The 15255-nt window shown below is 42.5% G+C and carries 13 protein-coding genes; all 13 read right to left on the bottom strand.

Annotated elements, in window-relative coordinates; all coding sequences use genetic code 11:
• Nucleotide 1 precedes the first annotated feature (1 nt).
• On the bottom strand, nt 2–2020 hold the full coding sequence (locus H4K34_RS17905) for a copper-translocating P-type ATPase (RefSeq protein ID WP_210758749.1): 2019 nt from the start codon (nt 2018–2020) through the stop codon (nt 2–4).
• The gene (locus H4K34_RS17900; RefSeq protein ID WP_210758748.1) at nt 2021–3244 is read right to left on the bottom strand and encodes a TolC family protein; all 1224 of its coding nucleotides are present in this window, start codon (nt 3242–3244) and stop codon (nt 2021–2023) included.
• Complete coding sequence (locus H4K34_RS17895) at nt 3241–7065, bottom strand: efflux RND transporter permease subunit (RefSeq protein WP_210758747.1); 3825 nt, start codon at nt 7063–7065, stop codon at nt 3241–3243. Before H4K34_RS17895 ends, H4K34_RS17900 begins: the two co-directional genes overlap by 4 nt.
• A gap of 253 nt (nt 7066–7318) precedes the next feature.
• On the bottom strand, nt 7319–7576 hold the full coding sequence (locus H4K34_RS17890; protein WP_210758746.1) for an HYC_CC_PP family protein: 258 nt from the start codon (nt 7574–7576) through the stop codon (nt 7319–7321).
• Between the two features lie 73 nt (nt 7577–7649).
• Nucleotides 7650–7859: a heavy-metal-associated domain-containing protein gene (locus H4K34_RS17885; RefSeq protein ID WP_210758745.1), complete on the bottom strand. Its 210-nt coding sequence runs from the start codon at nt 7857–7859 to the stop codon at nt 7650–7652.
• 281 nt (nt 7860–8140) lie between these two features.
• Nucleotides 8141–8782, bottom strand: a complete 642-nt coding sequence (locus tag H4K34_RS17880) for a DUF6266 family protein (protein ID WP_210758744.1) — start codon at nt 8780–8782, stop codon at nt 8141–8143.
• Nucleotides 8783–8960: 178 nt separating this feature from the next.
• Nucleotides 8961–9434: a DUF6943 family protein gene (locus H4K34_RS17875; RefSeq protein WP_210758743.1), complete on the bottom strand. Its 474-nt coding sequence runs from the start codon at nt 9432–9434 to the stop codon at nt 8961–8963.
• Between the two features lie 573 nt (nt 9435–10007).
• Nucleotides 10008–10226, bottom strand: coding sequence for a GDCCVxC domain-containing (seleno)protein (locus H4K34_RS18130; protein WP_100626886.1), 219 nt, complete (start codon nt 10224–10226; stop codon nt 10008–10010).
• A complete protein-coding gene (gene merTP / locus H4K34_RS17870; protein WP_210758742.1) occupies nt 10223–10831 on the bottom strand; it encodes a mercuric transport protein MerTP in 609 nt (202 codons plus the stop codon). Before merTP ends, H4K34_RS18130 begins: the two co-directional genes overlap by 4 nt.
• Nucleotides 10828–11196, bottom strand: coding sequence for an ArsR/SmtB family transcription factor (locus H4K34_RS17865; protein ID WP_210758741.1), 369 nt, complete (start codon nt 11194–11196; stop codon nt 10828–10830). The genes merTP and H4K34_RS17865 overlap by 4 nt, the downstream gene beginning before the upstream one ends.
• A 1065-nt stretch (nt 11197–12261) precedes the next feature.
• The gene (locus tag H4K34_RS17860) at nt 12262–12723 is read right to left on the bottom strand and encodes a heme-binding domain-containing protein (protein ID WP_210758740.1); all 462 of its coding nucleotides are present in this window, start codon (nt 12721–12723) and stop codon (nt 12262–12264) included.
• A complete protein-coding gene (locus H4K34_RS17855) occupies nt 12720–13337 on the bottom strand; it encodes a DUF3347 domain-containing protein (RefSeq protein WP_210758739.1) in 618 nt (205 codons plus the stop codon). Before H4K34_RS17855 ends, H4K34_RS17860 begins: the two co-directional genes overlap by 4 nt.
• 139 nt (nt 13338–13476) lie before the next feature.
• Entirely contained in the window at nt 13477–15255 is a 1779-nt protein-coding gene (locus H4K34_RS17850; protein ID WP_210758738.1) for an efflux RND transporter periplasmic adaptor subunit, read from the bottom strand.

Below are 15255 nucleotides of genomic sequence, written 5' to 3'. Positions count from 1 at the left end.
CTTAATCTTGTATTTGTTTCTTTAATAATTGGGCATTGATGGCAACGATTACGGTGCTGAGGCTCATCAAAACGGCACCGGTAGCTGGACTGAGAATTATGCCCAAGCTTATCAGTACACCGGCTGCCAGAGGAAGGGCAATGAGGTTGTAGGCCGTGGCCCAAACCAGATTTTGCATCATTTTTCGATAGGTAGCTTTGCCAAAACGGATCAGTTTCGAAATATCTTTAGGATTACTGTTTACCAGCAGAATATCAGCAGTTTCTGCTGCAACATCAGTTCCTGAGCCAATAGCAATACCCACATTGGCCTGGGCTAGTGCCGGCGCATCATTTACGCCATCACCGGTCATTGCTACTACCTCATTTTGAGCTTGGAGTTCCTTTACAATACTTTGTTTGTCTTCGGGTAGTACTTCGGCATAATATTGATCCAAGCCCAGTTTTTCACTGACGGCCTTAGCCAGTTTTTGATTATCTCCCGTGGCCATCATCACTTTTAAACCTTGATCCTTCAAATCGCGAATTGCCGCATAGGATTCATCACGCATCTCATCCGCCAAAGCGATGAATCCAATTAATTGATCATCTGCCAAAACAAAAACCAGAGTTTCTTCATCACTTTGTTTTACTTGATTCGGAATCTGAATATTCAGTTCTGCCAGCGCTGCCGGACTTAGAATTTTAAGCTCCTGATTATTGATTCGAGCGGAAATGCCTTTGCCTTTGTGGTTTTCGAAGTTTGAAACCTGATCAAGCTTTAGGCCCATTTCTTTGGTCTTACGTAGAACTCCAGCGGCAATCGGATGTTCAGATTGACTTTCTACACTGGCCGCTAAACTTAGCATTTCCTTTTTATCCAGGTTTTCCGTAAGGCTTTCAAATCGGGTTAAACCGAATTCTCCATGGGTTAAGGTGCCGGTTTTGTCAAATAATACCACACTTATTTTTCGAGCGTTTTCAAAAGCAGTTCGATTGCGAATCAATAATCCATTTTGGGCTGAGGCGGCGGTGGAAATTGCCGATACTAGTGGAATGGCTAATCCTAGAGCATGGGGACAGGATATGATCATTACGGTCACCATTCGCTCTAATGCATATTCGAAGTCTTTACCCAAAGCTAACCAGCTGATTAGGGTGCTAAATCCTGCCAATAAGGCCACATAAAAGAGCCAGGCTGCCGCCCGATTCGCTAGATTTTGGGTTTTGGATTTGGTTTCCTGAGCTCTGCTAACCATGCTAATCACCTTAGAGAGATAGGAGTTTTCGCCGGTATTTTTCACTTGTACTTGCAAACTCCCATTATCATTAATAGAGCCGCCAATTACTTCATCCTGTTCTTTCTTGCTCACCGGTTTGGATTCGCCGGTTAACATGGATTCATTTACATGACTTTCGCCTTTTGTAATAATTCCATCGGCAGGAATACTATCTCCGGGACGAATGAGAATAATATCATCAATCTGCAGGTCTTCGAGAGCCACTTCTTCCTGATCCCCAGATTCTGAAATACGAATTGCAGTGGAGGGCAGCATTTGTGCGAGTTCTTCCAAAGCACGAGAAGCGCCCATAACTGACTTCATTTCTATCCAGTGGCCTAAAAGCATGATATCGATCAAGCTGGCCAACTCCCAGAAGAAATATTTGCCACTTAGGCCAAAAACCACGGCCGAACTGTATAAAAAGGCCACCGATATAGCCAAGGCAATTAGGGTCATCATGCCTGGTGTTTTCTCCTTAAGTTCGTCCACCAAGCCTTTTAGAAAGGGCCAGCCACCATAAAAGAACAGGAGGGAGGCCAAGCCAAATTGCATATAATTGGAGCCTTCAAACTGCCAGGTATAGCCCAGCCATGACTGGATTAATGGGGCTAAAACCAAAATGGGCAGACTGAGAATTAAGGAAATCCAAAAGCGCTTTTTGAAGTCCTCAATCATTTGGGCATGATGATTATGATGACCATCATGATCCCCATGCTTATATGCTTTTGTATGATCTGTATGTTGATGATCTGAAGTCATTTATAAAGATTTTGCGGTTAGATAATCCAATTCGGCCAAGGCAACACCATAGGCCGCCTGCGCGCTGCTGAGCTTGTTTTGATACTCCAAAATTTGCTGTTGCATTCGCAATAGTTCTTCAAAGTCTTTTCCTGAATTACTGTAAGCCGTATAAAGTAATTCGAGGCTTTGTTTGGAGATTTGGATTTGCTGTCGGTATAAGCGCATTAAATCGCCTTGTTTTTGAAGTTTAAACCAAGCCTGTTCATAAGAGCTGCTTAGTTTATTGCTAAGTTCCTCTTTTTGTAGTCGATAGGACTCTTGTTTCAATTGAGCTTCAGCTTCAGCCGCTTGATATTTTGCTCTGAAAATAGGTAGTGAAATGCTGAGCATGGGCATAATAGCATCTTGCCCGCTATTGCTGATGGCATTGTTAGAAGGGTCAATGAACATATAGTCAAGTCCCAAACCTATATTTGGTAAGGCTTGCTTTCGAGCTACTTTTTCGGCGGCAGCGCTGCCCTTAATTTGCAAGTCTAATTCCTGTAAGCGCGGCTGATTTACAAAAAGCGAATCTCTTCGATAATTCAGCATAATTGTAGGATAATTCAAAGAATCCGGAATTTCAATTGAGCTGCTGTCGGCGCGATTTAATAGTCGATTAAAGCCACTGGCCAATGCTTTTTGCTCTGCTATCAAAATTTCAATTCGGCTTTGAGAATCTTTGAGTCGCATTTCGACCCTTAATACATCGACCAAAGCAGCTTCATTGTTTTGGAATTTCAAGGTTGCAAGTGCTTTAAGGCTTTGCAGCAATTGCTGATTCTCCTTTTCAAATAATAAGCTTCTTTGCTGCTCATACAAAGGGAAAAAAGCAGCCTGAACCTGATAATACAATTGATTTCGGAACTCCAGAAATTTTTGATATTCAGCTTCCGCCTGAAGGCTAGCTACCTGCTCTTTAGCCTTTAAGGTTCCAAACCAGGGAAACATTTGACTTAGGGAAATCCTTGCCTGTTGCGGACCTACTCGAGTTTCGATAGGCACTAGGAAATAGCCCATGCTTAGTTGAGGATCAGGTAAGCTGCTGCTTTGAACAATCCTCTGCAGTGAAGCCTCAAATTGTTTGTACTGCGCTTGCAAACCGGGATTATTTTCGGCGGCTATTTTTTGATAAGCCGCTAAGCTCTGAGCATGACCTGTTAAGCTAAAACCAAGGATTAGGATGATACTTAAAATCTTCATGACTGGCTTTTTTGAATTTTACGTTCTTCCCGATAGGAGTAGAGCACGGGAACAATAAAGATGCTGATTAGGGCAAAGGCCATCCCGCCAAAGGATGGTATAGCCATGGGAATCATTATATCTGATCCTCGTCCGGTTGAACTTAATACTGGCAGCAGAGCAATCAATGTGGTGCTTACCGTCATTAAGGCGGGTTTAATCCGTCTCTGACCCGCTTCCAATACCGCTTGACGAACTTCCAATTGGGTGCTGGGTTTATTGCGCTTAAAACTCTGGTCCAGATAAGTGGCAATTAACACACCATCATCGGTGGCAATGCCAAAGAGAGCAATAAAACCTACCCAAACGGCCACACTAAGGTTTAGGCTGTGCATTTGGAAAAGATCCCGAAAATTGACACCCAAAAGCTCAAAATTGGCAAACCAACCTTGACCATAGAGCCAGATCATAATAAAGCCACCACTAAAAGCCATGGCAATACCGCTAAACACCATCAGTGAAGTGGAAACCGAGTGAAACTGAAAATAGAGGATTAGAAAGACGATCACCAATACCAGGGGAACAATGAGGCTGAGACGTTTTTCGGCCCGTACCTGGTTTTCGTAGGATCCGGAAAATTTGTAGCTGATTCCTGCCGGCACCTGCAATTCACCCCTTTCTATCTGCCCTTCAATGGCTTGGCGGGCATCTTCCACCACACTTACTTCCGAATGTCCTTCAGCTTTATCAAAAAGCACATAGCCCACTAAAAAGCTTTCTTCGCTTTTTATGGCTTGCGGTCCTTTTTGATATTCAAAATCTACTAATTGCCCTAGGGGTATTTGAGCGCCATTTGCACTGGTAATAAGGATTTTAGAAAGACTTTCCGGATCATCGCGCAATTCGCGTGGATAGCGCATTCGAATGGGATAGCGTTCACGGCCTTCTACCGTGGCGCCTAGTTTAATTCCGCCAATGGCAGTTTCGATGGCTTGCTGTACCGCCTGAACACTTAACCCATAGCGGGCAATGGCATTGCGATTAATTCTCAATTGCAAATAGGGCTTACCCACGATGCGATCGGCGAAAACAGCTTCCTTCTTAACCGAACTGACTTTCTTTAGGATAGATTCGAGCTTCAAGCCGAAGTCTTGAATGCTTTGTAAGTCAGGTCCATAAACTTTAATTCCCATCGGAGCACGCATACCGGTTTGCAACATCACCAATCGAGTTTGGATGGGTTGTAGCTTGGGCGCGGAGGTGATTCCTGGGATTGAGCTTTGGGTAACAATTTCATCCCAAATGTCATCCGGACTTTGAATTTTATCCCGCCAGTTGCGCAAATAAACCCCATTAGGATCCGCAACTAAATCCTTAGCATTTAAGTCTCTGGCACGAATTTCTTCCGGGCTTAGGCTTTCGCCGGATTTTGTGAGGTAGTTTCCCTCTGCATCAATTTTAAAAGCTTGGCGATGCCCTTTAGTATCGAGCATGAACTCTGGCTTGTAATTGATGATGTTCTCAAACATAGAAATGGGAGCTGGGTCCAATGCAGATTCAACTCGTCCAAGCTTTCCCACCGCTAAGTCGACCTCTGGAATGGTGCTGAGCAATTGATCTAGTTGCCCCACAATTTTTCGATTATAGGCAATCCCCGAATGCGGCATAGAAGTGGGCATCAAGAGAAAGCTACCCTCATCTAAAGGAGGCATAAACTCCTTTTCGATTCCCGGAAACCAGCCATCTATTTTCTGCCAAATTCCGGTTTCGGAAATATCAAAACCAAGCTTTTCTACACCAAGGCTTATAGGGCTGAATACGCGATCAAAACCCAACCAAATATTTGCCCCCATAAAAAGGGCTAAAGCCGGAATAAGTAAAAAACGAACTTTATGATTTAAGCACCAATTAAGAATCGTCTTGTAATTCGTCTCCAAAAGATAGAATGTGCCCAAAATGGCGCTTAAGACTAGGGCTACAAAGAGGAAATTTAGAGCCCAAGAATGACTTGGGCCCAGTGGTAGCCAGTATTGAGCCAAAAGTCCTACTACGGTGATGAGGGCTAATATCAGATCGGCTTTATGTAGGATGAATGTCCAAACTGCAGAGGTTTTCTTCTCTCTGGCCTGTATGTACATCCGGATTAAGCCAATAATACCATAGAGCATCAATAATAAGGGAATCCAAGCTGGAACAAAGATTAATCGCAGCAGGCCTATCAGACTTAAAGTTGCTAATAAGCTTGCTTTTAGATATTTATTGCGAATTCTAAATCCCAAGAAAAGTTGTGCCAGGGTCGGTAGGATAAGCAGCGATACCAATAAAGCAGCAATAAGAGCAAAGGTCTTGGTATAAGCCAAAGGACTAAAGAGCTTGCCTTCTGCCGCCTGCATGGTAAAGACGGGTATAAAACTTACGATGGTGGTTAAAACTGCGGTGAGGATGGCACCGGAAACTTCTGAAGCTCCCTTATAGATGCTGTCCTTTAAACTTTGGCTGGCCGGAGCTTCATCCAGATGCTTCAGAATGTTTTCCGAAAGGATGATTCCCAAATCGACCATGGTACCAATAGCAATCGCAATTCCTGAAAGGGCCACTATATTGGCACTGATATCAAAATATTTCATGGCGATAAAAACCATGAGGACAGCAATAGGTAAAAGACTGGAAATTAAGAGGGAAGCCCTCAAGTTGTAAACCATTACAATAACTACCAATAGCGTAATTAATAACTCTAGGCTCAGCGCTTCTTCCAGGGTGCCCAAGGTTTCGTAAATCAACTCGGAGCGATCGTAAAATGGAACTATGGTTAATTGACTTTCACGACCATCCGCCAAAGTTTTTTTTGGTAGTCCTGGTGCAATTTCTTTGATTTTGCTTTTGAGGTTCTGAATAACTTCGAGCGGATTAGCTCCAAAGCGAGCCACTGCTACTGCGCCCACTACTTCGGCTCCATCTTTATCGAGCAGACCCCGTCTTCCTGCTGGTCCCAGACTAACCTTAGCAATGTCCTTAATATGGATCGGAACATTATTTTGAACCGCCACCACGGCTTCTTCTAAATCCTCGATCTTCTCTATATAGCCCAGACCACGTACTAGATATTCCGCTTGATTGATTTCCAGGGTTTTGGCTCCCACATCGCGATTAGACTCCTGTACGGCTCGCATTACTTTATGAAGCGGGATATTGTAGGCTTGGAGGGCCTCGGGATTTACATCTACCTGATATTCTTTGACAAATCCTCCGATAGAGGCGATTTCAGAAACGCCTTCCGCCGAACTTAAACTGTATTTAAGGTAATAATCCTGTACACTTCTAATTTCCTGCAGATCCCAACCTCCAGTGGTATTACCGGCACTGTCTCGACCTTCAAGAGTGTACCAAAATACCTGTCCCAGAGCGGTGGCGTCGGGACCCAAAGCGGGTTGTACACCTTCCGGTAATAGATCGGCAGGCAGGGAATTTAGTTTTTCCAGAATTCGGGAGCGAGACCAGTAAAATTCCACCTCTTCTGAAAAGATGATATAGATATTAGAAAAGCCAAAGATGGAGGAGCTCCGCACGGACTTAACACCTGGGATGCCTAATAAATAGGTGCTTAGGGGATAGGTAATTTGATCCTCAATATCCTGAGGCGAGCGTCCAGGCCATTTGCTAAAAACGATTTGTTGGTTTTCACCGATATCCGGAATAGCATCTACCGGCACCGGGTCGGAAGGCAGGGCTCCGAGCTCCCAGTTAAAGGGAGCGATTGAGATTCCCCAAAACACTAGGGCTGACAATAGGATATAGCTAAGCAGCTTAGTATTGAGGAAATATTTAATGATAGAATTAAGCATTTTCAACTGATTTAATGGATACAAGAGATAGTCCATTGGTCAGTACGACCAATCCACTGTAGTTCTACTACAGAAATTCAGTTGAAAGCTTCTAAATGCGGAATACTTGAAAAAAGGTATTGACTTCTAGTCGAGGGAGAGGAGGCGCATAATAGGCCAATTCGGACTCTAAATCAATATTTGAAAAAAGAGGTTTAAAAAATACATACAAGCAAGCTACCAAATGGTTGGGGCTCCAATCTTGTTGCACTTTTTAAACTTCATTTTGTTGATCGAGTTGGAGACTTTGATGTTGATTTTCGCAGCAGGGCTTCGAATTATAACCCTGCTTGTTTTGGGGTTCTTGCTCGCAATCCTTCAGCATTTGAGCCATGCCACAATGGGGCGTCTCCGGCCCAAAGTTAAAAGCGGTTTCCATCTCAATGCCGCCACAATAGTGGGTGTTGAGAGACAGACTCACATTGGAAACTAAGGTGAGTGCAGCCAGAAATATGGAAAGCGCGGCTCGCATGTTTTACAAATTTATAAAAATAAGGTGCCCCATGCTTATATAGCGCACAGAATCACCTTATTAGCTTTTTTGATTAGATCTCTTCAAGGCTATAGCCCACCTTGGCAACCCGCTCTTTGATGGTCTGTACATCGATATCCTCAATATCAAGGCTTACAATACGATTGGGATCCTCAAGATCCACCGACCAGTTTTTCACTCCTTCCAAGGCATCCAATTCAGGACCCACCTTAGCGATGCAACCATTGCACTTTATATTGCTTTTGAATTTTAGACTTTGCATGTGATTTCTATTTACGAAGCAAATGTAGGGTGGAGGAAGGGGATGAGGCTTATGGTATTTTGTTGGGGATTTATGGGGTTTTGATTACTTCCCGATACAAAATATTTTAATTGCTTTTAACTTGCTGTATTTCAGTATGTTGCTAAAAGAGTAGAAACGCATTAGCAACAAAAAACGCTTAGGAATGTCAAACTAAGCGATAATAAAGGAAAAACGAAGTGTGCGGGCATAAAAAAACCGCTCCACAAAGGAAGCGGTTTTCAAGGAAAACACCAATCGCTTTACGCAACTGTTACAGAGCCTAAATAAACGCTGTTGGCGACTTTAGTTCCGTCTTCTGATACAAACCCTAAGAAGACTTCAACGTCTTCTCCTGAGTACTCAGAAGGCACTGGAATGGCCGCTGATCCGGCAGACCTTGCTGGTCCCGCAGTGGTGAACACTGCTTCCCCTCTGGTAGTGTTCAAAAGAACAATCAGAGCTTTGTCTGTTGCCTGAGCACTTCCGCTTCCTGAATTGTCTGTCCAGGTTGCTTCTACGTTTCCAGCACTTGGAGAAGTAGCTGCACCGTTGGCCGCACCTGTCAAGTTACCACGAGTAACCAATGCACTTGCATAGTCAATCATGAAGTTTGGATAAGCTCCGGTAACTGCATTGTTCAGGTTGTAAGACATAGCCGCATTGAATTGGGTCATACGGTTTGCATACAACTTGAAACCGACTCTCAGAAAGTCTGTCATTGGTTGCAAGAACCTTAGGACAGTTGAGAATTTCGAACGCTGGTCAACCTGACCTTCCGTTCTTGGATTCGCTACACTGGAAGGTTTGATGCGCAGGTAATCGATGCCCTTCCAAGTTCCACCGATTACATTCCCTACTTGGCCTGATACGCCACCGAGAATACCTTGATTAATTTTTCCCATCTCTTTACGATTTTTAAGGAGTTAAACATTTGCTTGGACTTGACACGGACTTACCATGGATTTGCCCTTCGCCAACTAAATTACTTCAAGAATTAGGCGGTAGTTCTCTCTTGGGTGCTGTTGCGGTGGTGTGCTTTATTTTGCTTTTGTTGCCCTGTTTTTTTGGCAGGGCAGGAATCTATCCTGCACCTGCTTCTTTCATCAAGTCATAAAATATGGCTTGTCTGGCAGTATCAATCATCTTTAGTGTGACCTTGATTTTTTGCTCGTTGGTATCGAGTAGTTGAAGGGCTTGAATTGCCTTTTGAAATGCCTGAGCTTTGCAGCTTGCTTTGGTAGAGCTTTCCCGGATCATCTTTCGGATTTCATCAATAGTCACAAATGGAATCACGGAGCCTTTCAGGAGATAGTGAAAGGATTTTGACCTCCACAATCCAAAGCAAAGCCAAAAGAGAAATTCCCTGTCCTCTTGGCTGTCGGTGAGGCAAACAAAGCAATTCGGGCAAGCGTTGTTGAGCGGTTTCCCGCTGTTCAATCCTTTATTCAGGATAAAGAAGTGCGGCTGTTGGTAGCTGCTTTCCAGTCGGTGTGTTTTGATACGAAACGATTTCATACAGTGAGCCATTAAAGTTTTGCTCGCTGCGCTTCGCATAGATTTTTTCAAAAGAGAAAAGAAAAAAGGGAAAAAAAGAAAAGAGAAAGCTGACTTTTAGGCGGGTGAGGCTCGGCTGTCAAGGTTTTTGGAAAAAATACTACCCGAAGGGTGGAGATTTTTTTCAAAACCCGTAGGGCTTGACCTTGACTGTCCGAAAGTGCGGTGGGCATGTGCGAACCCGCCTATCTTTGCTTTTCTCTTTTAAAAATTTTCCCTTAACGAGTAAAAAAAAGAGCCCCCTAAAAAGGAAGCTCTGAAAGGCACAACTCGAACCAAAAGACACGAAGCGTATAATCTGTGATGCCACAACGCTGAATGCCTGCATGGAAAGGAAGACCTGAGGTGCGAACGCCCGCCAACAACCACCGGCTGCCGAAACGGACTCTGAATAATAACTTAAACATAATGCCCTGTCAATACAGGACGGAGCGATTGCAGCAAGGGCTGTGGGAAAAAAATACTACCCGTAGGGTGGAGATTTTTTTACCAAACAGGCGAAGCGAACCCTTGCAGCTCTCGCATCCGCACGCCTGTAACTTTGCTTTATGTTTGAGTTATTTATTATCTGATTTACCTACAGCATGAACTGTTACCACCTTCTTGGATTGGTGGGCAAGCCACTGTACCATAAGAGCAGTAAACGCAACAATCACCTTGTAACGGTTTAAGTATCTCCTTACAATTTTCGCACTCATAGAAATACTGACACGCATCTGTAGGCATGGTTTCTTCTTTCTCATGTCCACATTTAGGACAAGTAATTGTTGATTTAAGGACTACTTCACTCATTTTGATTTGTTTACCGATTCTACTTTGTAACCTGTTTTGTTAACTGCTGATTTTACTTGCTCAATGTCTGTTTTAGATTCATCAAACGTTACCACTGCATTAGCGTTTTCATAAGAAACCTCTAAACCTGAAATACCTGGAAGTTTACCAATTTCAAGTTTAACATGTTCTTCGCATCCGGTACAAGTCATTCCAGTAATATTGATTTCGTATGTTGATTCGAGATTGACATTTTCTGATTCTGATAGTTTGGTTTCGGGATAAAAAGTATCTGAGTAAAAAGGGAATGCAAGCATGATCACTGCAAATACCGTCACTATACCAAGGAATTTCTTTGACTGCCAAAAAGAGGGCTTTTCTTCATCACAAACGCAGGCAATTTCTTCCTCCGTTTTTGGCCTCAATTTCTGATACCATGCAAATGATAAAACGACTACAGTTATTCCAATCAACCAAGGGCGAAAAGGTTCTAACCAAGAAAATGTTGCAGCTACTCCACTTGAACCTGCAAGTAGTGCCAACACTGGTGTAATGCAACAAAGCGATGCACTAATAGCCGTCAATACGCTTGTAATTACTAATGAGCTTGATTTCTTGTTTTTCATAATGCTGATTCTTTTTCTGGTGTTAATAGCCCAAATATTGGATTCAGAATGAGGTTGTTGGATTCGGAAATAGAGTAGAATATTGTTTGACCTACTTTGTTTGTTTCAACCAGACCTGCATCTTTTAGCTTCCTCAAATGCTGAGAAATAGCAGGAACTGTCATGCCCAGAATATCGCTAAGATCACATGGACACATTTTGGATTCCTTTTCCAATAGAAACAGAATCTTTAGGCGTACTTCATTACCAGCAAGATTAAGTGTTCTTGCTATTTGGTTTATTGTATTCTCTACTGTTTCAATGGCTGTCTTACACTGTTTGATCTGTTGTTCATCAGCATAAACCCTAATACAAGTTTTCGTCATATAGAATCGTATTTAAGAGATTACTTAAATAAATACAAAGAAAGGAAAAAGAGTTTAATATTTAAGCAAATACTTAAATATATCAATCGGAGATAAGCTTGATTGCGAAAGCTGAGTGAACGCAGGTAAACCAAGGCGAAGCCATTTCTGCGAGCCGCCTGCGAGCGGAGCAAGGGTGGTGGCTGCAAAAGCCCGAAGAATGAGGGCGGCAGACGCCTACCGTTTACGGCAGGGCTGGCGTGTTTTTTTGCATCAGGGTCGGCAAAGGCAAGGGTAGCGATTGAACGGAACGGAACGATTGAGGGGAAGGAATGGAGCAATAACTGACTGCAATGGAGTTGGCTGTATTTGTTAATTTTTATCGAACAACAAATACATTGAAGAAGGATTGCAGGCAGATTGCGGAATGACGGTGGGTTGGTTCGTGGAGTGAAGAGAAGGAGCTACTCTTGTGTGCGGTGCTGAAAGTGGCTGAATGCAAGGAAAGAGGAACGAGAGACTGAAATGAAGCTACTGTAGGCACTGGATTAACTGCAAAAAGCATGACAGCCCGATTAGCCCGCAGCGACCCGCAGGCGAGCAAAAACACATGCAGCGACAGACCCCCAATTTAATTCTTCTGTGAGTACAGCGAACACCTTATTGGGGTTTGGGGGGATGAAGTAGCTGCAAGTGAGGATTGAGAGAAGTGTGTGTAGCAAAACAAGTGAACGGCAGGTGGCGAGCACCCACTGGAGCGCAAGACACCTGGTAAGTGAACGGTATATGCAAGGGCGACCGAAGGGAGTTCATTTTACCCTTGCAGATATGTTTTTGCGGAACAAAACGGAACGACTGACGAACACCGCTTTACCTGCGTTGTGGGGTGCGTTGGGAAAAGCAAGTGTGGCACGGTATGGAATGCAGCGTAGCGAAATGGAATAACGGGCTACTCTTGCTGTGCGGTGCTGGAAGTGGGTGAATGAAGAGAGTGAGGCACGAACGAACGGAATGAACCTACTGGAAGCACATGGGTGTGGGCAGGGTTACTAAGGTGATTGAAAATGCATCAATCAGATTGAAAAATCACTTATCAATATCAACTAATATTGAATCAAAGTAATTAACCAAAAGAGTTTTTTTTAGCGAATCCAGTTTGGCTTCTGAATGAAGAAATAGGTAGGATGGCATTGGCATTTTATCGTTATCAATTTGACTTAGAATTGATTTTAGTTTTGTCCGTTTCATACGATTTGATAGAAGACCAAATTCTGATAGGTTTAATTCAGATTTTCCTTCTGAAATATGATTCTGTAAAAGAAAGCCTATAGGTTGAACATTACTGTACCATGGGTATTTGGTTTGGTTGCTATGACAATCATAACAGGATGCTCGGATAATATTTCCAATGACAACTGGAGACTCGTAATGCTCAATAAAATCAGCATTGGTAACTGGTTCTATTTCATTGCGTTGGACGGGGACAAATTGAATCCCCACCAACACAATAAAAACTACCCATAGAGATAATTTAAGCCGTTTTTTCATTTCATTGAAATGGTTTCTTTCACCGAACCACAAGTCAGCATTTTGCTGCCAAACAATGGGTTTTTGATCTCTTGAGAATCACTCAGCCAACTACCCCCTTTTCCCTTGTCGTACATCGGGCAATACTGTTGATAAAGTGTTCTGTCCGTTCCTGTGATTGCAAGCAAGTCCATGAAATCTTTTGCCATGCCTTCAAAATGCTCACGTTGATGAGCTATTTCGCTTTTTGCAATGTGTTCACCATGTTCTTTTACTACTTCCAATATTTCCTTAATCTCGGACTGCTTGGATGCTTCAAAAGTGTTAAGGTCTATACTTGAAGACGTTTCTGCAAGTTTTTGACCTGCGCTGGCAGCCGCTCTTGAATCGTCTTGAACCAGGGCATTTTTAATTACCAGGTATTGATCGATTAATTGAGAAATGGACTTATTTTCACTCGTTTCCACAACTGAACCATCTGACATTTCATCCTCTGCTTTATGATTCATGGCACTATGATCATGGACACCATTTCCATTTTCATGATCGGTAGATTTTTTATTGGCACATGCAATTAATGAAAATGAGATACCTGCTAATAAAGCGAGTGTTAAGATTGAATTTGATTTTTTCATTGTATTAAAATTTAGAAGTTAAACATTTGAATTAGTGATAAGCCAAGAACGATGAAGGATATGATACCCCATATTATTCTGGAAGCCCATTTTTTAAATTTTGAGGGAGGTGCATTGTCTCCAGTTTTGCAACACTCTTTCATTTTATTGTTTTGGTGTTTTCGCCACAAGAAAGCATTGACTCTCCGAAATAAGGATTTTGAATTTCTTTATCCAGACTCAACCAATCTGCTCCTTTGTTAGAGTCTGCCATTGGACAATGCTGAACATAAATAGCAGTGGATATTGGATCAAAAGATTCTGCTGTTGCTATCATTGAATTGGATATGCTGATGAACTTTTCTCGAATGGCTTTGATGTCACCAAGATGCTCGATGTGCTGTAAAGCTGCTTTCAAAACAGTTGACTGCTGCATCCATTGCGAGTGTGCATCTGCCTTAAAAAGGTTCATATCAACTTTACCTAAGGCGCTGTACAAAGCTGCGCCAGATGCTTTAGCTTCTTCAAAATCATCACTAGCCAACGCAACTTTCAATTTGAAGTAATTGTCAAAAAGTGGTTGTAACGATTTTTTTGCATCTTCTGAGATTGTGGTTCTTTTGGATGAAACAGGCATTGTTTCCATATTTGAATTGGTATTTCCTCCATGGTTGTGACCAGCCATGGCTACACCTCCTTCCGGGTTCATCATACTTGGTTTGCCTGCTAATTGTGCTGCTGCATCAATACTGAAGGTACCATTGATTGCAATTTCTTCACCAGGCTGCAAGCCATCTTCAATCACATAACTTTCACCTAATTCTGGACCCAAAGTAACTTCTCGCATGATGAAACTTACACCTTGAGCTGACATTTGCATCACATAAACTACAGAGCGTTTGCCCGTCCACATTACAGCAGTTTTAGGGACAGTTAAGGATGTATAATTGGTATTGGTTTTTGCTTCTATCGTTCCAGTTGTGAACATTTCTGGTTTGAGCATTAAACCTTTGTTTGTTGCTTCAAGTCTTGCTTTTGCCACTCTGGTCTTTGGATCGATAACAGGATCGATGTAGCTAATTTTTCCTTTAAATGTTTTACCAGGTATTGATTGCACTGTGTATATCACCGCATCACCTTTGTTTATCCAAGTCATATCTGTCTCATACACATCAAAAAGCACCCATACTTTAGATAAGTCCGCTATTTCATATAAGGCTTCCCCTTGTTTGATATAGTCACCCAGATTGACCATTTTTTTAGTTACATATCCTGAAACATTGGCGAGAATTGGAAACTGTTCTATGGTCTTATTTGATTTGACTATCTGATCAATCTGTTTGTCTGAGAGTTTCCAGTTTTTCAATTTTTCTTTGGCAGCATTAAACAATGCAGGCTGTGTTTCTTTTATTTTTTTGGCTTCAAACAATTCTTCTTGTGCAGTCACCAATTCAGGGGAATACACATTTGCCAAAACCTGACCTGCCGACACAAATTCTCCTGTAAAATTGACTGAAAGCTTTTCAATCCTGCCTGGGATGTGTGAAGATTGGGTAGATAGCAAACGTTCATCTGCCTGTACTTTTCCATTTAGACGAATTGATTTATCAGCCTTACCCTTATTAACCACCATAGTTTGAATCTGTGCCAACTGCATGGCAGTTGGTGACATGCTCACTGCCATAGGGTCTAATTCACCATCTGTGGATTCCAAAGGAATCAAGTCCATACCACAAATAGGACAATCGCCTGATTCACTCTTCCTGATCTGTGGATGCATAGAGCATGTCCAAATTGTTTCGGAATCTGCCATTGCAGTATGGTTATGTTCATCCGTTTGGTTTTCATTGGATCTTCCGAAAATTATCCAGCCAAGTAGCAAGCCGATAGCCATTGTGCTTATGGCTATAATTACTGTTGTTTTATTTATATTTTTCAT

The sequence above is a fragment of the Croceimicrobium hydrocarbonivorans genome (assembly GCF_014524565.1).
Taxonomy (GTDB): domain Bacteria; phylum Bacteroidota; class Bacteroidia; order Flavobacteriales; family Schleiferiaceae; genus Croceimicrobium; species Croceimicrobium hydrocarbonivorans.
This window is presented reverse-complemented; position numbering and strand designations above follow the sequence as displayed.

What these genes read in the sequence shown, in the direction of transcription:
- H4K34_RS17880 (WP_210758744.1), bottom strand. Translation starts at nt 8,782, where the DNA reads ATGGGAAAAATTAATCAAGGTATTCTCGGTGGCGTATCAGGCCAAGTA.
- H4K34_RS17895 (WP_210758747.1), bottom strand. Translation starts at nt 7,065, where the DNA reads ATGCTTAATTCTATCATTAAATATTTCCTCAATACTAAGCTGCTTAGC.
- H4K34_RS18130 (WP_100626886.1), bottom strand. Translation starts at nt 10,226, where the DNA reads ATGAGTGAAGTAGTCCTTAAATCAACAATTACTTGTCCTAAATGTGGA.
- H4K34_RS17905 (WP_210758749.1), bottom strand. Translation starts at nt 2,020, where the DNA reads ATGACTTCAGATCATCAACATACAGATCATACAAAAGCATATAAGCAT.
- merTP (WP_210758742.1), bottom strand. Translation starts at nt 10,831, where the DNA reads ATGAAAAACAAGAAATCAAGCTCATTAGTAATTACAAGCGTATTGACG.
- H4K34_RS17890 (WP_210758746.1), bottom strand. Translation starts at nt 7,576, where the DNA reads ATGCGAGCCGCGCTTTCCATATTTCTGGCTGCACTCACCTTAGTTTCC.
- H4K34_RS17855 (WP_210758739.1), bottom strand. Translation starts at nt 13,337, where the DNA reads ATGAAAAAATCAAATTCAATCTTAACACTCGCTTTATTAGCAGGTATC.
- H4K34_RS17865 (WP_210758741.1), bottom strand. Translation starts at nt 11,196, where the DNA reads ATGACGAAAACTTGTATTAGGGTTTATGCTGATGAACAACAGATCAAA.
- H4K34_RS17885 (WP_210758745.1), bottom strand. Translation starts at nt 7,859, where the DNA reads ATGCAAAGTCTAAAATTCAAAAGCAATATAAAGTGCAATGGTTGCATC.
- H4K34_RS17900 (WP_210758748.1), bottom strand. Translation starts at nt 3,244, where the DNA reads ATGAAGATTTTAAGTATCATCCTAATCCTTGGTTTTAGCTTAACAGGT.
- H4K34_RS17860 (WP_210758740.1), bottom strand. Translation starts at nt 12,723, where the DNA reads ATGAAAAAACGGCTTAAATTATCTCTATGGGTAGTTTTTATTGTGTTG.
- H4K34_RS17875 (WP_210758743.1), bottom strand. Translation starts at nt 9,434, where the DNA reads ATGCGAAGCGCAGCGAGCAAAACTTTAATGGCTCACTGTATGAAATCG.
- H4K34_RS17850 (WP_210758738.1), bottom strand. Translation starts at nt 15,255, where the DNA reads ATGAAAAATATAAATAAAACAACAGTAATTATAGCCATAAGCACAATG.